The sequence below is a fragment of the Rhodovulum marinum genome (assembly GCF_004343075.1).
Lineage (GTDB): Bacteria > Pseudomonadota > Alphaproteobacteria > Rhodobacterales > Rhodobacteraceae > Rhodovulum > Rhodovulum marinum.
In genome coordinates this window covers 1-15,678 of the sequence record NZ_SLXP01000019.1, presented here as the reverse complement: position 1 = coordinate 15,678, position 15,678 = coordinate 1, and the positions used below count along the sequence as shown (strand labels likewise).

The 15,678-nt window shown below is 67.3% G+C and carries 17 protein-coding genes and 1 pseudogene; 7 read left to right on the top strand and 11 right to left on the bottom strand.

The window, feature by feature from the left end; translation table 11 throughout:
- Window positions 1-126: 126 nt before the first annotated feature.
- Complete coding sequence (locus tag EV662_RS18195; RefSeq protein WP_132465928.1) at window positions 127-945, top strand: sulfotransferase family protein; 819 nt, start codon at window positions 127-129, stop codon at window positions 943-945.
- A 61-nt stretch (window positions 946-1,006) separates the two neighbouring features.
- Here EV662_RS18195 and EV662_RS18190 read toward each other — a convergent pair whose 3' ends face one another.
- The 4 genes from EV662_RS18190 to nth all read right to left on the bottom strand — a co-directional run bounded on the left by EV662_RS18190 (window position 1,007) and on the right by nth (window position 4,884).
- The gene (locus EV662_RS18190) at window positions 1,007-1,690 is read right to left on the bottom strand and encodes a VPLPA-CTERM sorting domain-containing protein (RefSeq protein WP_132465926.1); all 684 of its coding nucleotides are present in this window, start codon (window positions 1,688-1,690) and stop codon (window positions 1,007-1,009) included.
- A gap of 149 nt (window positions 1,691-1,839) precedes the next feature.
- Window positions 1,840-3,096, bottom strand: coding sequence for a S8 family peptidase (locus EV662_RS18185; protein ID WP_132465923.1), 1,257 nt, complete (start codon window positions 3,094-3,096; stop codon window positions 1,840-1,842).
- A gap of 151 nt (window positions 3,097-3,247) precedes the next feature.
- A complete protein-coding gene (locus EV662_RS18180; RefSeq protein ID WP_132465920.1) occupies window positions 3,248-4,243 on the bottom strand; it encodes an adenosine kinase in 996 nt (331 codons plus the stop codon).
- Window positions 4,240-4,884, bottom strand: coding sequence for an endonuclease III (gene nth / locus EV662_RS18175; protein ID WP_132465917.1), 645 nt, complete (start codon window positions 4,882-4,884; stop codon window positions 4,240-4,242). The genes EV662_RS18180 and nth overlap by 4 nt, the downstream gene beginning before the upstream one ends.
- Window positions 4,885-5,172: 288 nt before the next feature.
- Here nth and EV662_RS18170 point away from each other — a divergent pair, with 288 nt between their 5' ends.
- The 3 genes from EV662_RS18170 to EV662_RS18160 all read left to right on the top strand — a co-directional run bounded on the left by EV662_RS18170 (window position 5,173) and on the right by EV662_RS18160 (window position 7,673).
- Window positions 5,173-6,021, top strand: coding sequence for a methylated-DNA--[protein]-cysteine S-methyltransferase (locus EV662_RS18170; protein ID WP_132465914.1), 849 nt, complete (start codon window positions 5,173-5,175; stop codon window positions 6,019-6,021).
- A gap of 108 nt (window positions 6,022-6,129) precedes the next feature.
- Window positions 6,130-6,795, top strand: coding sequence for a YiaD family glycine zipper/OmpA-like lipoprotein (locus EV662_RS18165; RefSeq protein WP_132465911.1), 666 nt, complete (start codon window positions 6,130-6,132; stop codon window positions 6,793-6,795).
- 107 nt (window positions 6,796-6,902) lie between these two features.
- Window positions 6,903-7,673, top strand: coding sequence for a FadR/GntR family transcriptional regulator (locus EV662_RS18160; RefSeq protein WP_132465908.1), 771 nt, complete (start codon window positions 6,903-6,905; stop codon window positions 7,671-7,673).
- Between the two features lie 127 nt (window positions 7,674-7,800).
- Here the strand turns inward: EV662_RS18160 and EV662_RS18155 are convergent, their stop codons facing one another.
- Window positions 7,801-9,993 carry a methyl-accepting chemotaxis protein gene (locus EV662_RS18155; RefSeq protein ID WP_243695901.1) on the bottom strand — a complete coding sequence of 731 codons (2,193 nt, stop codon included), beginning with the start codon at window positions 9,991-9,993 and terminating at the stop codon, window positions 7,801-7,803.
- Window positions 9,994-10,389: 396 nt separating this feature from the next.
- Between EV662_RS18155 and dctP the strand changes: the two genes are divergently transcribed.
- On the top strand, window positions 10,390-11,433 hold the full coding sequence (dctP, locus tag EV662_RS18150; RefSeq protein WP_243695900.1) for a TRAP transporter substrate-binding protein DctP: 1,044 nt from the start codon (window positions 10,390-10,392) through the stop codon (window positions 11,431-11,433).
- A 523-nt stretch (window positions 11,434-11,956) separates the two neighbouring features.
- Here dctP and EV662_RS18145 read toward each other — a convergent pair.
- From EV662_RS18145 to EV662_RS18125, 5 genes are all read right to left on the bottom strand, one after another.
- Window positions 11,957-12,520: a F0F1 ATP synthase subunit B gene (locus tag EV662_RS18145; RefSeq protein WP_132465902.1), complete on the bottom strand. Its 564-nt coding sequence runs from the start codon at window positions 12,518-12,520 to the stop codon at window positions 11,957-11,959.
- A gap of 5 nt (window positions 12,521-12,525) precedes the next feature.
- The gene (locus tag EV662_RS18140) at window positions 12,526-13,065 is read right to left on the bottom strand and encodes a F0F1 ATP synthase subunit B' (RefSeq protein ID WP_132465899.1); all 540 of its coding nucleotides are present in this window, start codon (window positions 13,063-13,065) and stop codon (window positions 12,526-12,528) included.
- A gap of 86 nt (window positions 13,066-13,151) precedes the next feature.
- Entirely contained in the window at window positions 13,152-13,388 is a 237-nt protein-coding gene (locus EV662_RS18135; RefSeq protein WP_074220027.1) for a F0F1 ATP synthase subunit C, read from the bottom strand.
- Between the two features lie 46 nt (window positions 13,389-13,434).
- Window positions 13,435-14,187 carry a F0F1 ATP synthase subunit A gene (locus EV662_RS18130; protein ID WP_279533258.1) on the bottom strand — a complete coding sequence of 251 codons (753 nt, stop codon included), beginning with the start codon at window positions 14,185-14,187 and terminating at the stop codon, window positions 13,435-13,437.
- Between the two features lie 2 nt (window positions 14,188-14,189).
- Window positions 14,190-14,531: an AtpZ/AtpI family protein gene (locus tag EV662_RS18125; RefSeq protein ID WP_132465896.1), complete on the bottom strand. Its 342-nt coding sequence runs from the start codon at window positions 14,529-14,531 to the stop codon at window positions 14,190-14,192.
- A gap of 196 nt (window positions 14,532-14,727) precedes the next feature.
- On the opposite strand from EV662_RS18125, the gene EV662_RS18120 reads away from it, so the two are divergent.
- Window positions 14,728-15,108 carry an ArsR/SmtB family transcription factor gene (locus EV662_RS18120; RefSeq protein WP_132465893.1) on the top strand — a complete coding sequence of 127 codons (381 nt, stop codon included), beginning with the start codon at window positions 14,728-14,730 and terminating at the stop codon, window positions 15,106-15,108.
- On the opposite strand, the pseudogene EV662_RS19970 reads toward EV662_RS18120, so the two are convergent.
- Window positions 15,074-15,259 (bottom strand): annotated as a pseudogene (locus EV662_RS19970) (IS481 family transposase); the annotation flags it as partial. The gene EV662_RS18120 and the pseudogene EV662_RS19970 overlap by 35 nt on opposite strands.
- 7 nt (window positions 15,260-15,266) lie before the next feature.
- Between EV662_RS19970 and EV662_RS19655 the strand changes: the two are divergent.
- Window positions 15,267-15,473, top strand: coding sequence for a hypothetical protein (locus tag EV662_RS19655; RefSeq protein WP_165915651.1), 207 nt, complete (start codon window positions 15,267-15,269; stop codon window positions 15,471-15,473).
- The last annotated feature ends 205 nt before the right edge of the window (window positions 15,474-15,678 follow it).

Genomic DNA, 15,678 nt, shown 5'->3' with positions numbered 1-15,678 from the left:
GTCCTCGGTCTTGTGGCGGCGCACCGACCATGGCCCGCCTGTCGTTGAAAAAATATTATAACTTTGGTTTCTAGAAGTCACCGGAGGCGGCACAACGCAAGACCCGCCGGTTGATTGGAGGCGGGCATGGGCTTTCCGGGCACCTGGATGACGACGAGCGAAAGCATGGTCTACCGCGTGGTGCCGAAATGCGCCTGCTCGACCATCGGCCAGATCATGTATTTCTCGGACCACGGGGAATTCTTCGACGGCGATATCCACGATGCCACCGAAGGCCTGCACAAATGGGCGCAGGACGACAGCCACGCCCCGATCGAACGCGTGGTGCGCGGGCGTGCGGCGGTTGCGTTCACCTGCGTGCGCAACCCCTACAGCCGCATCCTGTCATCGTTCTTCGACAAGATCTGCGGCATCCAGCGGAACGGCAAACGCTATCGCGGCAAGCTGGTGCCGATGCTGATCCAGAAATACGGGATCGAGGTCGGCGGCGAGGACGGCAAGGGCGAATTCGACCAGATCGCCAGTTTCCGCCGGTTCCTGCTGTTCGCCCGCGACACGATCCGCTGGCGCCGCCCGATGGAACCCGACATCCACTGGTCGGCGATGTCGGGCCATGTCTCGACCTTCATCGTGAATGGCGGGCGCTACGACCACATCTTTGCCACCGAGACGTTCAACGACGGCATGCAGAAGGTGCTGGACGCCGTGGAAACGCCCCATCCGGTCGACCTGGCGGCGATCCCGCGGTTCAACGAATCCGAAGGGCACGGGCCGAAACGCGCGCACCCGGTCGAGGCCTATTTCGACGACCTGTCGATGCACCTGGTCTACGAGATCTACAAGCGCGACTTCGAGCTGTTCCGTTATGATTTCGAGAACCCGGCCAACAAGATGCCGGTGGGCGAGATCGACCTGGACGAGGTGCACGCCAAGCTGGGCGACTGAACGGCAACGGGGCCACGCGGAACGTGGCCCCGGTTCGGACGGCGCAAGGAGCGCCCTGGTTTCAGTTGGCCCGCTTGCGCCGCCGCGCGGCCAGCCCCAACGCCCCGAGGCCAGTCAGGACCAGGGGAAAACCGGCCGGAAGCGGCACGGGCGCGGGCGCCGTGATGACCCGTATCCAGTCGCCGGGTTCGGTCACCACCATGCTGACCTGCAACTGGTTGGCCGAGAACAGGCTATAGCCATCGCCGCCGCCCTCGAGCCCGCGGTTGCTGAACGGCGCCGCCGGCCCCGACCCGCCGAAGGTTAGCGTGTAATTCGTGCCCGCCGCCCCGAGTTCGCCGGTGCTGGCCGCCTCGTAGGCGCCCCCGGTATCCGACATCACCGCGATGATCGGCGCATCGAAGGTCCAGACCACGTCGAAATGTTCGAGACGGCCATTGCCCTGCGAATTCAGAAAGATCATGTGGCTGTCAACATAGCTGCCCGCGGCAAGCACGCCGGAATCGTATGTGTAGGCCATCGTGGTCGTCACGCCCTGCGCCTCGTCGAAGCCCTGCATGCCCGTATTGAACACGACATCGTCCAGCACATGGGCAGGGGCACCGATAATCGACGGCGCGACGCCGGCCGTGCTGTTCGGACCGGAAACCCCGATGAGCGCAGCCGAGGCGCCCGTTGCACCGGCGACAACCGCGAAAGCCGCCGCCGCGAGACGCGTCGCAAAGTTGAAATGATTGCGAGACATTGAAAAGTAACTCCTTATAATTTCAGTCCTTCAAGGGTCTCACGCTCCCCCCCACCGGTCAATCAAGGTTAAGGAAGGGAATCCAAGCGCTTGCAGGAAACGCCCCGCCAGGACAGCCGGGCGAGGCGCGATTCCACGTTCCCCGTGGCCTAGCCGATGGGCGCCAGCGGCGCCTGGGCCAGCCCCTGGCCGCGGTCGGCCACGTGCACGCCGGGCGCGATGCCCGCCACCACCGCCGAGGACAGCATGCGCATGCTGACCGTGTTGGCATTCGCGGGCAGCACGCCGCTGCGCGCGGCCTCCCACCACAGCGCGGCCAGCCCCGCGACATGCGGACAGGCCATCGAGGTGCCGCTAAGCGTCCGGAGACCGCCGCCCACCTTGGCCGACAGCACGCCCACGCCGGGGGCCGCGATATCGGGGTTGGTGTTCGAGAAATCGGCGATCTTCAGCCCGTCGGCCCCCTGCTGGAACGCGCCCACCGCGATGCAGCCCTCGGCCACCGCGGGGACCGAGGCGCCGACCTCGTAATTCGGGTTCATCTCGCGGTGGCTTTCGTTGCCGCTGGCCGCGACGATCACCGTGCCGCCGTCGAACACCGCCTGCTGGCGGATCATGTTCATCAGCGCGTTGAACATCGACAGGTTGGTGCGGAACCCTTCCAGCGCGATCCAGGTGGCGAGGTCGGCGGGGTAATCCTCCTGTTCGATCAGGTATTTCACCAGCCCCGGAAAATCGAAGCCCAGCGACATCGAGATCACCTGGACGTTCTCCTCGGAGGCGCGTTTCAGCGCGCTGAACATCATCTCGGACGTGCCCGAGCCGCGCGCATTCAGAACCTTGCCGATGAAGGCCTCGGTCACGCCGCGGGCGATGCCGATGCGCTGGCCGTCGACGTCGCGGCCAAAGATCGTGCCCGCGCAATGGGTGCCGTGGCCGTTGCCATCGCCGTCGCCCTCGCCGGTGTAATCCGCCTGCACCAGGGTGACGCCCGCAAAGGCCGGGTGCGCCGCGTCGATGCCGGTGTCCAGCACCGCGACCTTGACCCCGGCCCCGGTAAAGGGCGAGACGTCGGCGCGCACCGCCTTGATGCCCCAGGTGTCGGTCGCGGCGGCGTCGGCGGGGGTGTCCTTGGGCGCGATCAGCGCGGTCGGGATCGCACGCACCACGCCGACCACGTCGTTCTGGCGCAGCGCGTCCTTGGCCTCGTTCGCGGTCAGGTCGGCCGAGTCCAGCTCCGGCCCCGGCGGCAGCATGGCAGCCGCCCCCCCGCCCAGCCGCGGGATCGCCCCCTCGGTCAGCACGCCGGACAATCCGGCCACCTCGCCGCGCACCTCGCCGGCGGCGCGTTTGCGCAGGTTGGCGTTCCGGTCGCGCAGAATCACGTAACGTGAAAGATCGCCCATGAGCTCCTCCAATCGATTGATTTCCCACCGCGAGACCGGGCCGAGGCGGCAGTCGCCCCGCGCCCGGTCCCCCAAAGTGTATTGGGGAAACCCCGTTTTCAGAAGCTTTAAGCACCGCGCGCCACCCGGCCGGGGCCGGGCGTGCGTCCGGTCAGGTCAGGCCATGGCTGCGGAACAGCACGCCAAGGTCGGCCTCGGCGCGGGCGCCGATATGGCTGATGACCTCGCTGGCGGCGACGCAGCCCATGCGCCCGCAAGTCTCCAGGTCGCGCCCGTGCGTCAGCCCCCACAGAAAGGCCCCGGCGAAGAGATCGCCCGCCCCGGTGGCATCCACCACCTGCGTCGGGATGGCGGGCACGTGCCAATGCTGTCCCTCGGCCAGGACATGCGCGCCATGCTCGCTTTCGGTGCAGGCGACGATGTCGACCTCGGCCGCGGCACGGCTCAGCGCCTCGTGGAAATCGTCGGTTTCGTACATCGACAGGATTTCCGCGCGGTTGGCGAACAACAGGTCCACGTCGGCCGCGATCATCCGGCGAAAGGCGTCGCGGTGGCGTTCGACGCAGAACGGATCCGACAGCGTCAGCGACACCCGCCCGCCCGCCGCCTTGGCCGCCCCGATCGCCTTGGCAAAGGCCTCGTGGCTTTCCGGCCCGTCGAAGCGGTAGCCCTCCAGATAGATCCACTCCGCACCGGCCACCTGGCGGTCGTCGATATCGGCGGGCGACAGGTGTTCGGTCACGCCGAGATAGGTGTTCATCGACCGTTCCCCGTCCGGCGTCACCAGAACGATACAGCGCCCGGTTTCGCCCGCGGTGTCCCCGGGCGCCATCGGCGTGTCGTAATCGGCCCCCTGCGCGCGCAGGTCATGGGCAAAGATCGCGCCCAGCTGGTCGTCCTTGACCTTGCCCACATAGGCGGTGCGCCCGCCCAGATGCGCGATACCCGCGATGGTATTGGCCGCCGACCCGCCCGAGATCTCCTGCGCCGGTCCGATCTGGCCATAAAGATGCACCGCGCGCTCCATGTCGATCAGCTGCATGATGCCTTTCTGCACGCCGTGCGCGTCCAGAAAGGCATCCTCGGCATGGGCCAGGATATCGACCATCGCGTTTCCGATGCCGACGACGTGATAGGGTTTGGTCATTCTGTCTTGTCCTCGTAGGGGCAGAGATCGCGGATGATGCAATTGGCGCAAACGGGTTTGCGCGCCTTGCAGACATAACGGCCATGCAGGATCAGCCAGTGATGGGCGTGGCGCTGGAACTCGGCGGGCACGTTGTCCTCGATGGCGCGTTCCACGGCGTCGACGGTGCGGCCGGGCGCGATGCGGGTGCGGTTGCCGACGCGAAAGATGTGGGTATCGACCGCCTGTGCGGGCAGGCCCCACCACATGTTCAACACCACGTTCGCCGTCTTGCGCCCGACGCCCGGCAACGCCTGCAGCGCCGCGCGCGAGGACGGCACCTCGCCGCCATACTCCTCCACCAGGATGCGGCTCAGCTTCATCACGTTCCTGGCCTTGTTGCGGTAAAGGCCGATCGTCCTGATATGCGCGATCAACCCCTCCTCGCCGAGGGCCAGCATCTTGTCCGGCGTGTCCACCTTGGCGAACAGGGGCCGCGTCGCCTTGTTCACGCCGGCATCGGTCGCCTGCGCCGAAAGCGCCACCGCCACCAGCAGGGTATAGGCGTTGACATGTTCCAGTTCGCCCTTGGGTTCGGGCTCGGCCGCGTGAAAGCGGGTAAAGATCGCGTGGATCGTGTGATAGTCCAAGGGCTTCGCCATGACTTTCCTATGCCCGCTGCCCGGCATGGGGGCAAGGGGCACGCCGGTCTGGCGCCGCCCCGGAAGACCATCCCTTGCAAAAGACTCCGCCCCTTCTTCTGGCGCGAAATATCCCGGGGGGAGTCCGAAGGACGGGGGGCAGAGCCCCCCTTCCCCGCGCCGCACCGGGGCTTGCGCCCATATCGGCGCATGCCGGCACCGCATGCGCCCGCGATTTGGCGCAGCTTTCGGGTCGCCCGTCCACAGACACGGGCCTATTCTGACCACCAGGCGACCAGGAGAGGCTCCATGCCCACCGAAGAGGACCAGGGATACCATTTCGGCGTGATCCGCCGGGCCATCGACCGAATCGATGCGGCGGGCGGTGCGGCGCTGTCGCTGGACGATCTTGCCGCCGAAATGCACATGAGCCCGGCGCATTTCCAGCGGGTGTTCTCGCGCTGGGTCGGCGTCTCGCCCAAGCGCTATCAGCAATACCTGACGCTGGGCCACGCGCGCGCGCTGATGCGCGAGCGGTTCACCACGCTGGACGCCGCGGGCACGTTGGGCCTGTCGGGATCGGGGCGGCTGCATGACCTGTTCCTGCGCTGGGAGGCGATGAGCCCCGGCGATTACGCGCGTCACGGCGCGGGCCTGACGATTTCCCACGGGTATTTCGCAGGCCCCTTCGGCGACACGCTGGCGATGGCGACCGACCGGGGGCTGTGCGGGCTGGCCTTTACCGAGGAGACGGGGCGCGCGGCGGCCTTTGCCGACCTGGCCGCGCGCTGGCCCGACGCCACGTTCGTCGAGGCCCCCGACCGGGTCGCGCCCATGGTCGAGGCCGCCTTTTCCCGGACCGGCGAGACGCGGCTGCACCTGATCGGCGCGCCGTTCCAGATCAAGGTCTGGGAGGCGCTGCTGGCCGTGCCCTCGGGCCATGTGACCACCTATTCCGAGATCGCGCGCGCCATCGGCAACCCCAAGGCCGTGCGCGCGGTGGGCACCGCGGTGGGCCGCAACCCGATTTCCTGGCTTATCCCCTGCCACCGGGCGCTGCGGAAAACCGGCGCGCTGGGGGGGTATCACTGGGGCTTGCCGGTGAAACGCGCGATGCTGGCCTGGGAAGGCGCGCGCGCGGATGCGCAGGCGGGCTGATCCATCGGCGGGTTGCTGCCCAGCGCACGCGCCCCCTCGCAAGACAAGCGCCGCTTAACTATATTCTGCCGGACGTCCGGCCAAACGGACATGACGAGAGAGGCAGAGATGACCCGAGCGACCAAACCCCTTCTCCTGGCGGCCATCGGCGCCGTGACCCTGGGGGCCTGCACGCCCACCACGACCGATACCGGCGACCCGCGCCAGCGCACCAAGGAAAGCGCGCTGATCGGCGCGGGGCTGGGCGCGCTGACCGGCATGGCGGTCACCGGCGGCGGCAAGCGCGACGCCAAGGACGCGCTGGTCGGGGCCGCGATCGGTGCCGGGATCGGTGCCGCGATCGGCAACGAGCTGGACAAGCAGGCGGCCGAATTGCGCCGCGATTTCAGCAGCAACGAGATCCGCGTGGTCAATACCGGCTCGGAACTGGTGGTGACGATGCCCCAGGGCATCCTGTTCGCCACCGACAGCGCCTCGGTCCGGCCCGACCTGCAGGCCGACCTGCGGGTGCTGGCGCGCAGCCTGAACGATTACCCGGCCACCACGGTCGACGTGATCGGGCATACCGACAACACCGGCGCGGCCAGCTACAATCAGGACCTGTCGTCCCGTCGGGCGGGATCGGTTGCGGCGGTGCTGACCGGGGCGGGCGTCGACCCGCGCCGGTTGCGCGCCTATGGCCGTGGCGAGGATCAGCCGGTGGCCTCGAACCTGACGCCCGAGGGCCGGGCGCAGAACCGCCGGGTCGAGATCGTCATCCGCCCGACGGCGTAACCCGTGCGGCCCCGCCGCGCCGGGCGCTGCGGCGTGGCGGGGCCTCTTTTCCGTTGCCCGAACCCCGAAGCGGTCATATCTTTTGACCATTTTCAGGAGTGGGCCCCATGCCTTTCGAGAAAGTGCACCCCGAGAAGCTTGCCCAGGCGGTGGTGCGGCAGATCGAGCTTCTGATCCTGCGGGGCATCCTGCGGCCGGGCGAGCGGCTGCCCTCGGAACGCGATCTTTCCGAAAAGCTGGGCGTGTCGCGCCCCTCCCTGCGCGAGGCGATTGCCGAGTTGCAGGCGCGCGAGCTTCTGGTCAGCCGTCCGGGCGCGGGGATCTTCGTGGCCGAGGTGCTGGGCTCGGCCTTTTCGGACGGGTTGGTAAGGCTGTTCGCGAACCACGAAGAGGCGCTGTTCGACTATATCGCGTTTCGCCGCGACCTCGAGGGGATGGCGGCGGAACGGGCGGCGCGGCTGGCGTCGGATACCGACCTGCAGGTGGTCGACGCGGTGTTCCACAAGATGGAGGCCGCGCATCGCAAGCGGACCCCCGATGACGAGGCGCGGCTGGACGCCGAATTCCACCTGGCGATCATCGAGGCCAGCCACAACGTGGTGATGCTGCACATGATGCGCGCGATGTTCGACCTGCTGCGCGAGGGCGTGTTCTACAACCGCCAGATCATGTTCCGCCAGCGCACCACGCGGGCGATGCTGCTGGACCAGCACCGCGCGATCAACGATGCGCTGCAGGCCCGCGACCCGGCCGGCGCGCGCGCCGCGGTGGAACGCCACCTGAGCTATGTCGAAAGCGCGCTGTCCGATCACCTGGTCTCCGAACGCAACGAGGCCATCGCGCGCCAGCGGCTGGAGCACGAGTTGGGCAAGGGCTGAGCTCCGCCAGGACCGCCGGTGGCCACGACGCGGCACAGGGCCGCCGTTCGATCCATTTCGGCCACGCGCGGCACGGCGTGACAGGCGGGCAGACCGCGGGGCCTGCCAGAGCCGGCCCCGGTTCTGTTCAGAAATCCTGCCACGAAGCGTCGTTCACGGCTTTCGGCAAGCCTTGTTCCGGGGCGACCGCACTCGGGCCCGCATCGCCGCGTGCGACCGGGACCGCCCGTTGTATCGCCCGGCCGCTGTCGCGCAGCCGGAAGCGTTCGACCAGCCGTTCGAGAGTGGCCGCCTCCTGGCGGAGCGTCATCGCGGCGGCCGTGGTTTCCTCGACCATCGCGGCGTTCTGTTGCGTGACCTTGTCCAGTTCCGTCACGCCCACGTTGATTTCACCAAGGCCCACCGACTGTTCCTGAGCGCCGGTGGCGATGTCGCCGATCAGCTCGGCCACGCCGGCAACGCGGCTTGCGATGTCGGTCAATGCCTCTCCGGTCCGGTTCACCAGGGATACCCCCGATCCGACCTGGCCCGCGCTTGCGTCGATCAGGCCCTTGATTTCCTTGGCCGCATCGGAGGAACGCTGTGCCAGCGCGCGCACCTCGGAGGCCACGACGGCAAAGCCGCGCCCGGCCTCGCCCGCACGCGCCGCCTCGACGCCGGCGTTCAGCGCCAAGAGGTTGGTCTGGAAGGCGATGTCGTCGATCACGCCGATGATCTGGTTGATCTCTTCCGAGGATTTCTCGATCTCGGCCATCGCCCCGGTCGCCTGTTGCACCACGGAGCCGCTTTGCTCGGCGCTGGACCGGGCCTCCTGGACCATGATGTCCACCTTGGCCGCGCCCTCGGCCGCCGAACGGACACTGGCCGTCAGCTCGTCCAGCGCCGCCGCGGTTTCCTCGAGCGTGGCCGCCTGGTTCTCGGTCCGCCGGGACAATTCCTCGGACCCGCTGCCGATTTCGTCCGAGCGCGTGCGAATCTCTCGGATATTGTCGATCAGCGAGGCGACGATCTCGTTCAAAGTGTCGATCTTCGTGTTGAAATCCAGCCGCAGCGCCTCGTAGGTGTCGGGGAAGGGTTCGTCCAGGGTCCGCGACAGGTCGCCCTCGGCCAGGGCGCGCAGCCCCCCGGTCAGGGCGGCGACCACATGGGTCTGGTCGGCCTGGTCGTTTTCCCGCGCCGCGGCCTGGCGATCGGCCTCGGCCAGACCGTCGCGAAACCCCGAAACCGCCTCCGCGATGGCGCCGATCTCGTCCTGCCGGGCCTGATAGGGAATCTCGACGTCGTAATGGCGGTTCGCCAACTGGCCAATCACATGGGTCACCCGACCCAGGGGAACGCCGATGCGCCGGGTCATCACGTAGGATGCGGCCACGGCCAGCGCCAGCCCGACAAGGAAGGTCACGCCGATCACCACCATGACGCGCGATGCCAGCGTTTCAACCGAGGCGACCGATTGCTCCATCGAGGTCATCGCGCCGGATTGCAGCGCCGTCGCCGCCGCACCGAAGGTTTCCACGCGGCCGCGCAACTCGGCCAGCCTGGCGTTCTTTTCCGCCTCCAGCCCGGCATACCTGGTCCGGACGAGGTCTTGCAGCGCGGCCAGCGATCGCTCCGCCTCCGGGAGCAGATCGGCCCGCAGGGCGAGGTATTCCGCCACGGCGGTGTCGGGCTGTGTCGCGATCCGGTCCCGGACAAAGGCGACCAGCGCAGCCTCGTTTGCGGCATGGGCCTGCACGGCGCGGGACAGATCGGCCTCGGCCTGGTCGAGGCCGGCCGTCCAGCGGGCAAACGGGCTGGCCGCGGGATCCAGGTTCAGCGTATCGAAGCCACCGTAAAGCGCCGCATCGCGCACCTGTTCGAGGAAACGCACCTGGCCCTGCGCGATCTCGTCCAGGAAGGCGACAAGCGGTTTACGCTCGGCCCCGGCGGAAACGGTCAACGCATCCGCCGCATGCCGAACCGCCATCGTTTCGCGCACCGAGTCCGACAGCGCCTCGAATTCTCTCTGAAGGGCGGCGTCACCGCTTTCGGCCACGAGTTTCGACAGGGCGCTTACCCCGGCCGAGATCGACGCTTCGGCCCCGGACTGGGCATCCGTGGCGGACAGGTAGCCGACGACCGACACTTCCAGGTCCGACGCGGTTTCGGCCAGGGCCGCCGCATGGGTCGCGCTGGGCAGGGCCTCGCGCGCGGTCTCTGCCACGGTGGCAGAGATCGAGCGCGTTCCGAGAAAGCCCGCCGCGCCGATGGCAGCCGCGATCAGCACCATGCAGCCGAAGGCCGTGAAAAGTTGAAGGGAAACGGACCGGGTAAGTTTCATGGGAAGATCACCGTCGAAGAGAACCGGAAAGGGCGACGGGCGCAGCGCCGGGGCGCATGTGCAAGGCACCGGGCCGGCAAGGCGGGGGCCGGTCGTGGCCGGGGCATGTCCCGAGGTGGCAATTGCATCTTCTGCTCCGTCGTGGCGTCGGGACGGGGGCTATCAGCCGGGAGTTAACGCATGCCAAAGCTGGGCCCGGTTGAATCGAATTCGCCGTATTTGCCCGGGCGCGCGCCGCCTCGGGCGCCGGGCGGGCGATAGGCTTCGTTAAGGGTCTGGGTGCTATGCAGCGCCGGACAGAAGGGCCGTCGCCGGCCCGCGGCCAAAGCGGAGTGACCCATGGGACCGAGCAAGACAACGCGCCGGAACGCATTGACGACCCTGGCAGGGGCAAGCATGGCGGGGCTTGCCGCACCGCATCTGGCCGGCGCCCAGGCCGGCGGCACGGTCTGGCGGATACAAACGGTCTGGCCGGGCGGCGTGGGGTTGCGCGTGTTCCAGGACTGGTGCGCAAGCATCGCCGAAAAGACCGGGGGCGAGCTGCGGTTCGAGTCGGTCCCGCCCGGGGACCTGCCCGATGACCTCAAGCTTTACGATGCGCTCAAGGCCGGGCTGCTGGACGCGGTGAACCCGTTCACGATCTACGCCCAGCAACTGTTTCCCGCGGCGGCCTTTCTGACCAGCTACCCGATGGGATTGCGCAACCCGCACGAATGGGACGTGTTCTATTACAGCCTCGGCGGGCTGGAGATCGCACGGGAGCTGTACGCCGCACAGGGGCTGCACTTTGTCGGACCGATCCACAGCGGGCCGAACATCATCCATTCCAAGGTGCCGATCCGGTCGATCGACGATTTCCGCGGCCGCAAGATGCGGATGCCGGGGGGCATGGTGGCCGATGTCTTTACCGCCATCGGCGCCGAGGTGTTTTCGATCCCGGGGCCCGAGATTTTCGCCGCGCTCGAGGACGGAACCATCGACGTCGCCGACTATGTCGGGCCGGCGGTGAACTATGACCAGGGGTTCAGCAAGGTCACCAAGTACATCTCGATGGGCCCGCCGGGGTTCATGTCGCTGTACCAGCCGGTCGACCTGATGGACCTGACCGTCGCGAAACCGGCCTGGGACGCCCTTTCCCCCCGGATGAAACAGTTCGTCGAGATGGAAACGCATGTCTACTCGGACCTGCACCACGCCGCGATCCAGGCCGCCGACCAGGAGGCCTGGGCCAAGTTCGTGGCCGACGGCACCGAGGTGACGCGCCTGTCGGACGAGGACGTCAGGTTGATGACCGGCGTGGCCGTTCCGATCTGGTTCGACTACGCCGGCCGGGACGACGCCTCGCAACGGATTTTCCGGATCCAGCTGGACTACATGATGTCGGGGTCGCTGGGTTACGTCGATCCCGCGCAGGTCGAATGGCTGACGAAGGCGATCTGACCGGACCTGCCGCCCAAGGCCGGGCCGAGGGCGCAAAACCCGCGGTGTGAACCGCGGGGGCGCGCGTCAGTGGCCCGCCGGAAAGGCCGGGATGGTCACCTGCCGGGGTGTGCGGCGGGTATCGGCGGGCGCGGCGCAGGGCACCCGCCCGCCAGGGGCACCGGCGGGATGAAGCGGCCCGGCGCGGTTCGCGCCGGAAGGCCTGTATCCCCTACCGGCAGGGAGTCCCGGGCGCCACCGCCGCCATGCCGCCGGTGGCGCGTCGGCGTGGCGAGAGGATCGCAGCGCCGCAAGGCTCTGGCGGTTGCAAGCTGGAACCCGAGACCGTTTCGGCGCCCGAGACCGGATACCGTTTCGAAGACCGAGACGGGATCTCGGCGTTCTAGACCGCTTGTCGGAAAGCCTGCCAACGGGGCGGGTCGCGCCCGCCGCCCTGGCCGGGCCGGGCTTTTTCCGCCCATCACCACATAGGAAAGGGCCCGGCGATCCGCATCGCCGGGCCCCTTGCAGACTGTCTGGCCGATCAGTGAAGCTTCAGCTTGGCCTGCACATCGCCGATGGCCGCGTCGACCAGCCGGTCGCCGGTGGCATCGGTCATCTGCTTGGTGATCACCTCGCGGGCGGCGGCGACGGCGACCACGATGGCCCGGTCGCGCACTTCCTTGACCGCGCCGGCCTTGGCCGACTCGATCTGTTCGTCCGCAGCGGCGAGGCGACGCTCGATCGCGACCTTGAGATCGTCCTTGGCCTTGGCGGCGGCGGCCTCGGCCTCGGACCGGGCGGTGTCGATGATCCGCTCGGCCTGCTCCTGCACCTCTTTCTGCTTGCGCTCGTAAGAGGCCAGCACGGTCTGCGCCTCTTCGCGCAGGGCGCGGGCCTCGTCCAGATCCTTCTGGATGTCGGCGGCGCGCTTGTCCAGCATCCCCGCCAGCTTGCCCGGCACCTTGAGGTAGACCAGCACCGCGATGAAGGCCAGGAACGAGAGCAGCACCACGAAATTGGTGTTGTAGAGCGAGAAGAACGGCCCCGACGCCGCAAGGGCGGGGCTGGCCGCAAGCGTGCTGGCGATGATGACGAGTTTCTTCATGCCCCTCACCCCTTCAGCTTGCTGTCGACGGCGGCATTCACCGCGCCCGCATCGGCCTGGAAGCCCAGCGCCGCGACGACGTCGACGGCGGTTGCCTTGGCGACCTCGGTAACGCTCTGCATCGCGTTGGCGCGGATTTCGGCGATCTGCTTTTCCGCCTCGGCGGCCCGGGCCGCGATCTCGGCATCGGCCTTGGCGGTGGCGGCGTCGAGGTCGGCCTTGATCTCGGCCTTGGCCTCTCCGACGATGCGCTGCGCCTCGGCGCGAGCGTCGGCCAGCGCCTTTTCATAGGCCTTCTCGGCCTCCTGCGCCTTGAGCTTCAGCTCTTCCGCGGCGGCGATGTCGTTCGAGATCGTCCCCTGCCGTTCGGCCAGCACCGCGCCGATCCGGGGCAGTGCGATGCGCGACAGCACGAAGTAGATCACGACCAGCGTAACCACGAGCCAGAAGATCTGGTTCGGGAAGGTCGAGAAATCGAGCTGCGGCATGCCGACGGCTTCGCCCCCGTGGGCGGCGGCATCCGCGGCGTGCGTTTCTGTTGCCATGTCGTCCCCCTGGAACCCGGTATCACACCGGGCGGGCGCGTGTCATTCCGCGCCCACCCGGCCGTAAGGATCGGTTCAGTACGGGATCAGACGGCGAACATCAGCAGAAGCGCGACGAGGAACGAGAAGATCCCCAGCGCTTCGGCGAACGCGATACCGATGAACATGGTGGCGGTCTGCGACGCGGCCGCCGAGGGGTTGCGCAGCGCGCCCGAGATGTAGTTGCCGACCACGTGGCCCACACCGACGGCGGCGCCGCCCATGCCGGTGCACGCCAGGCCAGCACCGATATAGGCACCCATTTGAACGATATCGCCTTCCATGTCGATCACTCCTTACGTTGGAATTGGCTGATGTCTGGTTGCGTCGTCAGTGGTGCGGATGCAGCGCATCGCGCAGGTAGACGCAGGTGAGAATGGCGAAGACGTAGGCCTGGATGAACGAGACCAGCGTCTCCAGCGCGTAAACGGCGGTGATGGCGGCCAGCGGGAACACGGCGCCCACGCCCAGCACGCCCGCGAAGCCCGCGAACACCTTGATCACGGCGTGACCGGCCATCATGTTGCCGGCAAGTCGGATCGAGTGGCTGACGGGCCGCACGAAGTAGGAAATCACCTCGATGATCGCCAGGATCGGCCGCAGCACCAGCGGCGCCGAGCTGATCCAGAACAGGCTGAGGAAACCGACGCCGTGCTTGACGATGCCCAGGATCGTCACCGCGAAGAACACCGCCAGCGCCATGGTCGCGGTCACCGCGATGTGGGACGTGGTGGTGAAGCTCATCGGGATCAGCCCGAGGAAGTTGGCGAAGACGATGAAGATGAACAGCGTCATGATGTAGGGGAAGTATTTCAGCCCGTCCTTGCCCGCGACGTCCTCGACCATCTTGTAGACGAAGCCGTAGGCAAGTTCGGCGATCGACTGCACCCGCGAGGGCACGATCGCCCGGCCGCGCGTGCCGATCACCAGCAGCAGAACGACGCACAGCACGGCCAGCGCCATCCACAGCGTCACGTTGGTGGGCGTGTACCAATGGATCGCGTCGCCCCCGAACAGCGGCTTGACGATGAACTGGTCCATCGGGTGGATCTGAAGGCCGCTCGGTGCTTCTTCGCTCGCCACGTTCAATCCCTCTCGTCGTCCTTCGCGGCCTGTTCGGCCGCCTGTTGCCTCTGGACCTCGGCGGCCGAGCGCATCATCACGCGCACCCCGGCGGCAAAGCCCAGCAATATGAACAGCACCAGGAAGATCGGCATGGTCCCCAAATAGAGGTCCAGCGTGTACCCGATGCCGAAGCCGATCCCCAGACCGGCGACAAGCTCGATGACCATCCGCCAGGCAAGCTGGGCCTGGGAATAGTGTTCGTCCTGGTGGCGCTTGCCGGGCTCTGCGGTCTCGGCCTTCTTCAAGGCCTTGATCCGGGCTTCGAGCCGCTCCAGCCGCTCTTTTTCCTCCGGATCGATCACGGCGAGCGCCCCCTTGGACAGTCGCCGCGAACCTAGAGAGGGGGCCGGTCCGAGTCAAGCGGCTTGAGCGACCATTAAGCCCTTGAAATAAATGTATTTCCCTGAACGCCGCGCCGCCGCATCGCGGCCCCGCGCGGCCCGCCCATATTCAACCGAACGGTTGACGATCGCCCCGCCCGCGCGCAAGGCTTGCGCCATGGAAAGCCAGCTGGACACCGTATTCGCGGCCCTTGCCGACCCCACCCGGCGGGCGATCCTGGCCATGTTGCTGGAGGACGACATGGCGGTGACCGATGTGGCCGAACCGTTCGAGATGTCGCTGGCCGCGATCTCTAAGCACCTGGTCATCCTGACCCGCGCGGGGCTTATCAGCCAGGAGAAGCGCGGGCGGGTGAAGTGGTGCAAGCTGGAACCCGACGCGCTGCGCGATGCCTCGGTCTGGATGCAGGGCTTTGGCCAGTTCGAGCCGGTCAACCTGGACGCCTTCGAACGGTTCCTCGAGGCGGAACTGGCCGAGCTGGCACCGGACGGCGCGCCGCCCAGGTGTTCAGTCCCGGCATCTGGTGGATCGGATTGAGGAAGTATCGGTCTGGTTCTGAAGTCCGGATCTTGCAGACGTACTCGTATGGCGTGAGGACGCTGACTGTCTTGAGACGTCGGGCGAAGTTGTAGGCATCAAGGAAGTCGGCGAGATGGCTGCGGAGCTGTTCGTGGCTATCATGATGGTACACCACCGTGCGCATCGACCCGCTGATCGAGGCGACGCCCGCGCTGCGCGAACTGGTCGCCGCGCCCCGGTCGCGCGATGTCGGCAACAGCCTGTTCCGCAAGACCGACCAGAATCAATGGTCCCTGAACCTAGGAATTTGCAGCCATCTACTCGAATTATTCTCGCGAAATCGGAGCTTTGAGGCCTTACTTATAGTCGTTCTCCTGCGTTAGGAACAGGACGGACCCGAGGCATGTATGCAGCTGCATGACTCAATGTCCGTTTTTATGAAGCAACGCGGTGGCGCTGGCAGGCACAACGAACGGCAGCTATGGGCCGGTCACGATTCCGGGGCGGCCCAGATGCAGCAAGGTCGAGGACCCCGCGGAAGAGTCAGGTGCTTCTTGCGTCACGCACGGCCCCCGCGGGTAAAGCCTA

Coding starts and splice junctions, on each gene's coding strand:
- nth (WP_132465917.1), bottom strand. CDS start 4,884: ATGGCGAAGCCCTTGGACTATCACACGATCCACGCGATCTTTACCCGC.
- EV662_RS18155 (WP_243695901.1), bottom strand. CDS start 9,993: ATGAAACTTACCCGGTCCGTTTCCCTTCAACTTTTCACGGCCTTCGGC.
- EV662_RS18185 (WP_132465923.1), bottom strand. CDS start 3,096: ATGGGCGATCTTTCACGTTACGTGATTCTGCGCGACCGGAACGCCAAC.
- EV662_RS18135 (WP_074220027.1), bottom strand. CDS start 13,388: ATGGAAGGCGATATCGTTCAAATGGGTGCCTATATCGGTGCTGGCCTG.
- EV662_RS18180 (WP_132465920.1), bottom strand. CDS start 4,243: ATGACCAAACCCTATCACGTCGTCGGCATCGGAAACGCGATGGTCGAT.
- EV662_RS18165 (WP_132465911.1), top strand. CDS start 6,130: ATGACCCGAGCGACCAAACCCCTTCTCCTGGCGGCCATCGGCGCCGTG.
- EV662_RS18195 (WP_132465928.1), top strand. CDS start 127: ATGGGCTTTCCGGGCACCTGGATGACGACGAGCGAAAGCATGGTCTAC.
- EV662_RS18170 (WP_132465914.1), top strand. CDS start 5,173: ATGCCCACCGAAGAGGACCAGGGATACCATTTCGGCGTGATCCGCCGG.
- EV662_RS18160 (WP_132465908.1), top strand. CDS start 6,903: ATGCCTTTCGAGAAAGTGCACCCCGAGAAGCTTGCCCAGGCGGTGGTG.
- EV662_RS18145 (WP_132465902.1), bottom strand. CDS start 12,520: ATGAAGAAACTCGTCATCATCGCCAGCACGCTTGCGGCCAGCCCCGCC.
- EV662_RS18120 (WP_132465893.1), top strand. CDS start 14,728: ATGGAAAGCCAGCTGGACACCGTATTCGCGGCCCTTGCCGACCCCACC.
- dctP (WP_243695900.1), top strand. CDS start 10,390: ATGGCGGGGCTTGCCGCACCGCATCTGGCCGGCGCCCAGGCCGGCGGC.
- EV662_RS18190 (WP_132465926.1), bottom strand. CDS start 1,690: ATGTCTCGCAATCATTTCAACTTTGCGACGCGTCTCGCGGCGGCGGCT.
- EV662_RS18140 (WP_132465899.1), bottom strand. CDS start 13,065: ATGGCAACAGAAACGCACGCCGCGGATGCCGCCGCCCACGGGGGCGAA.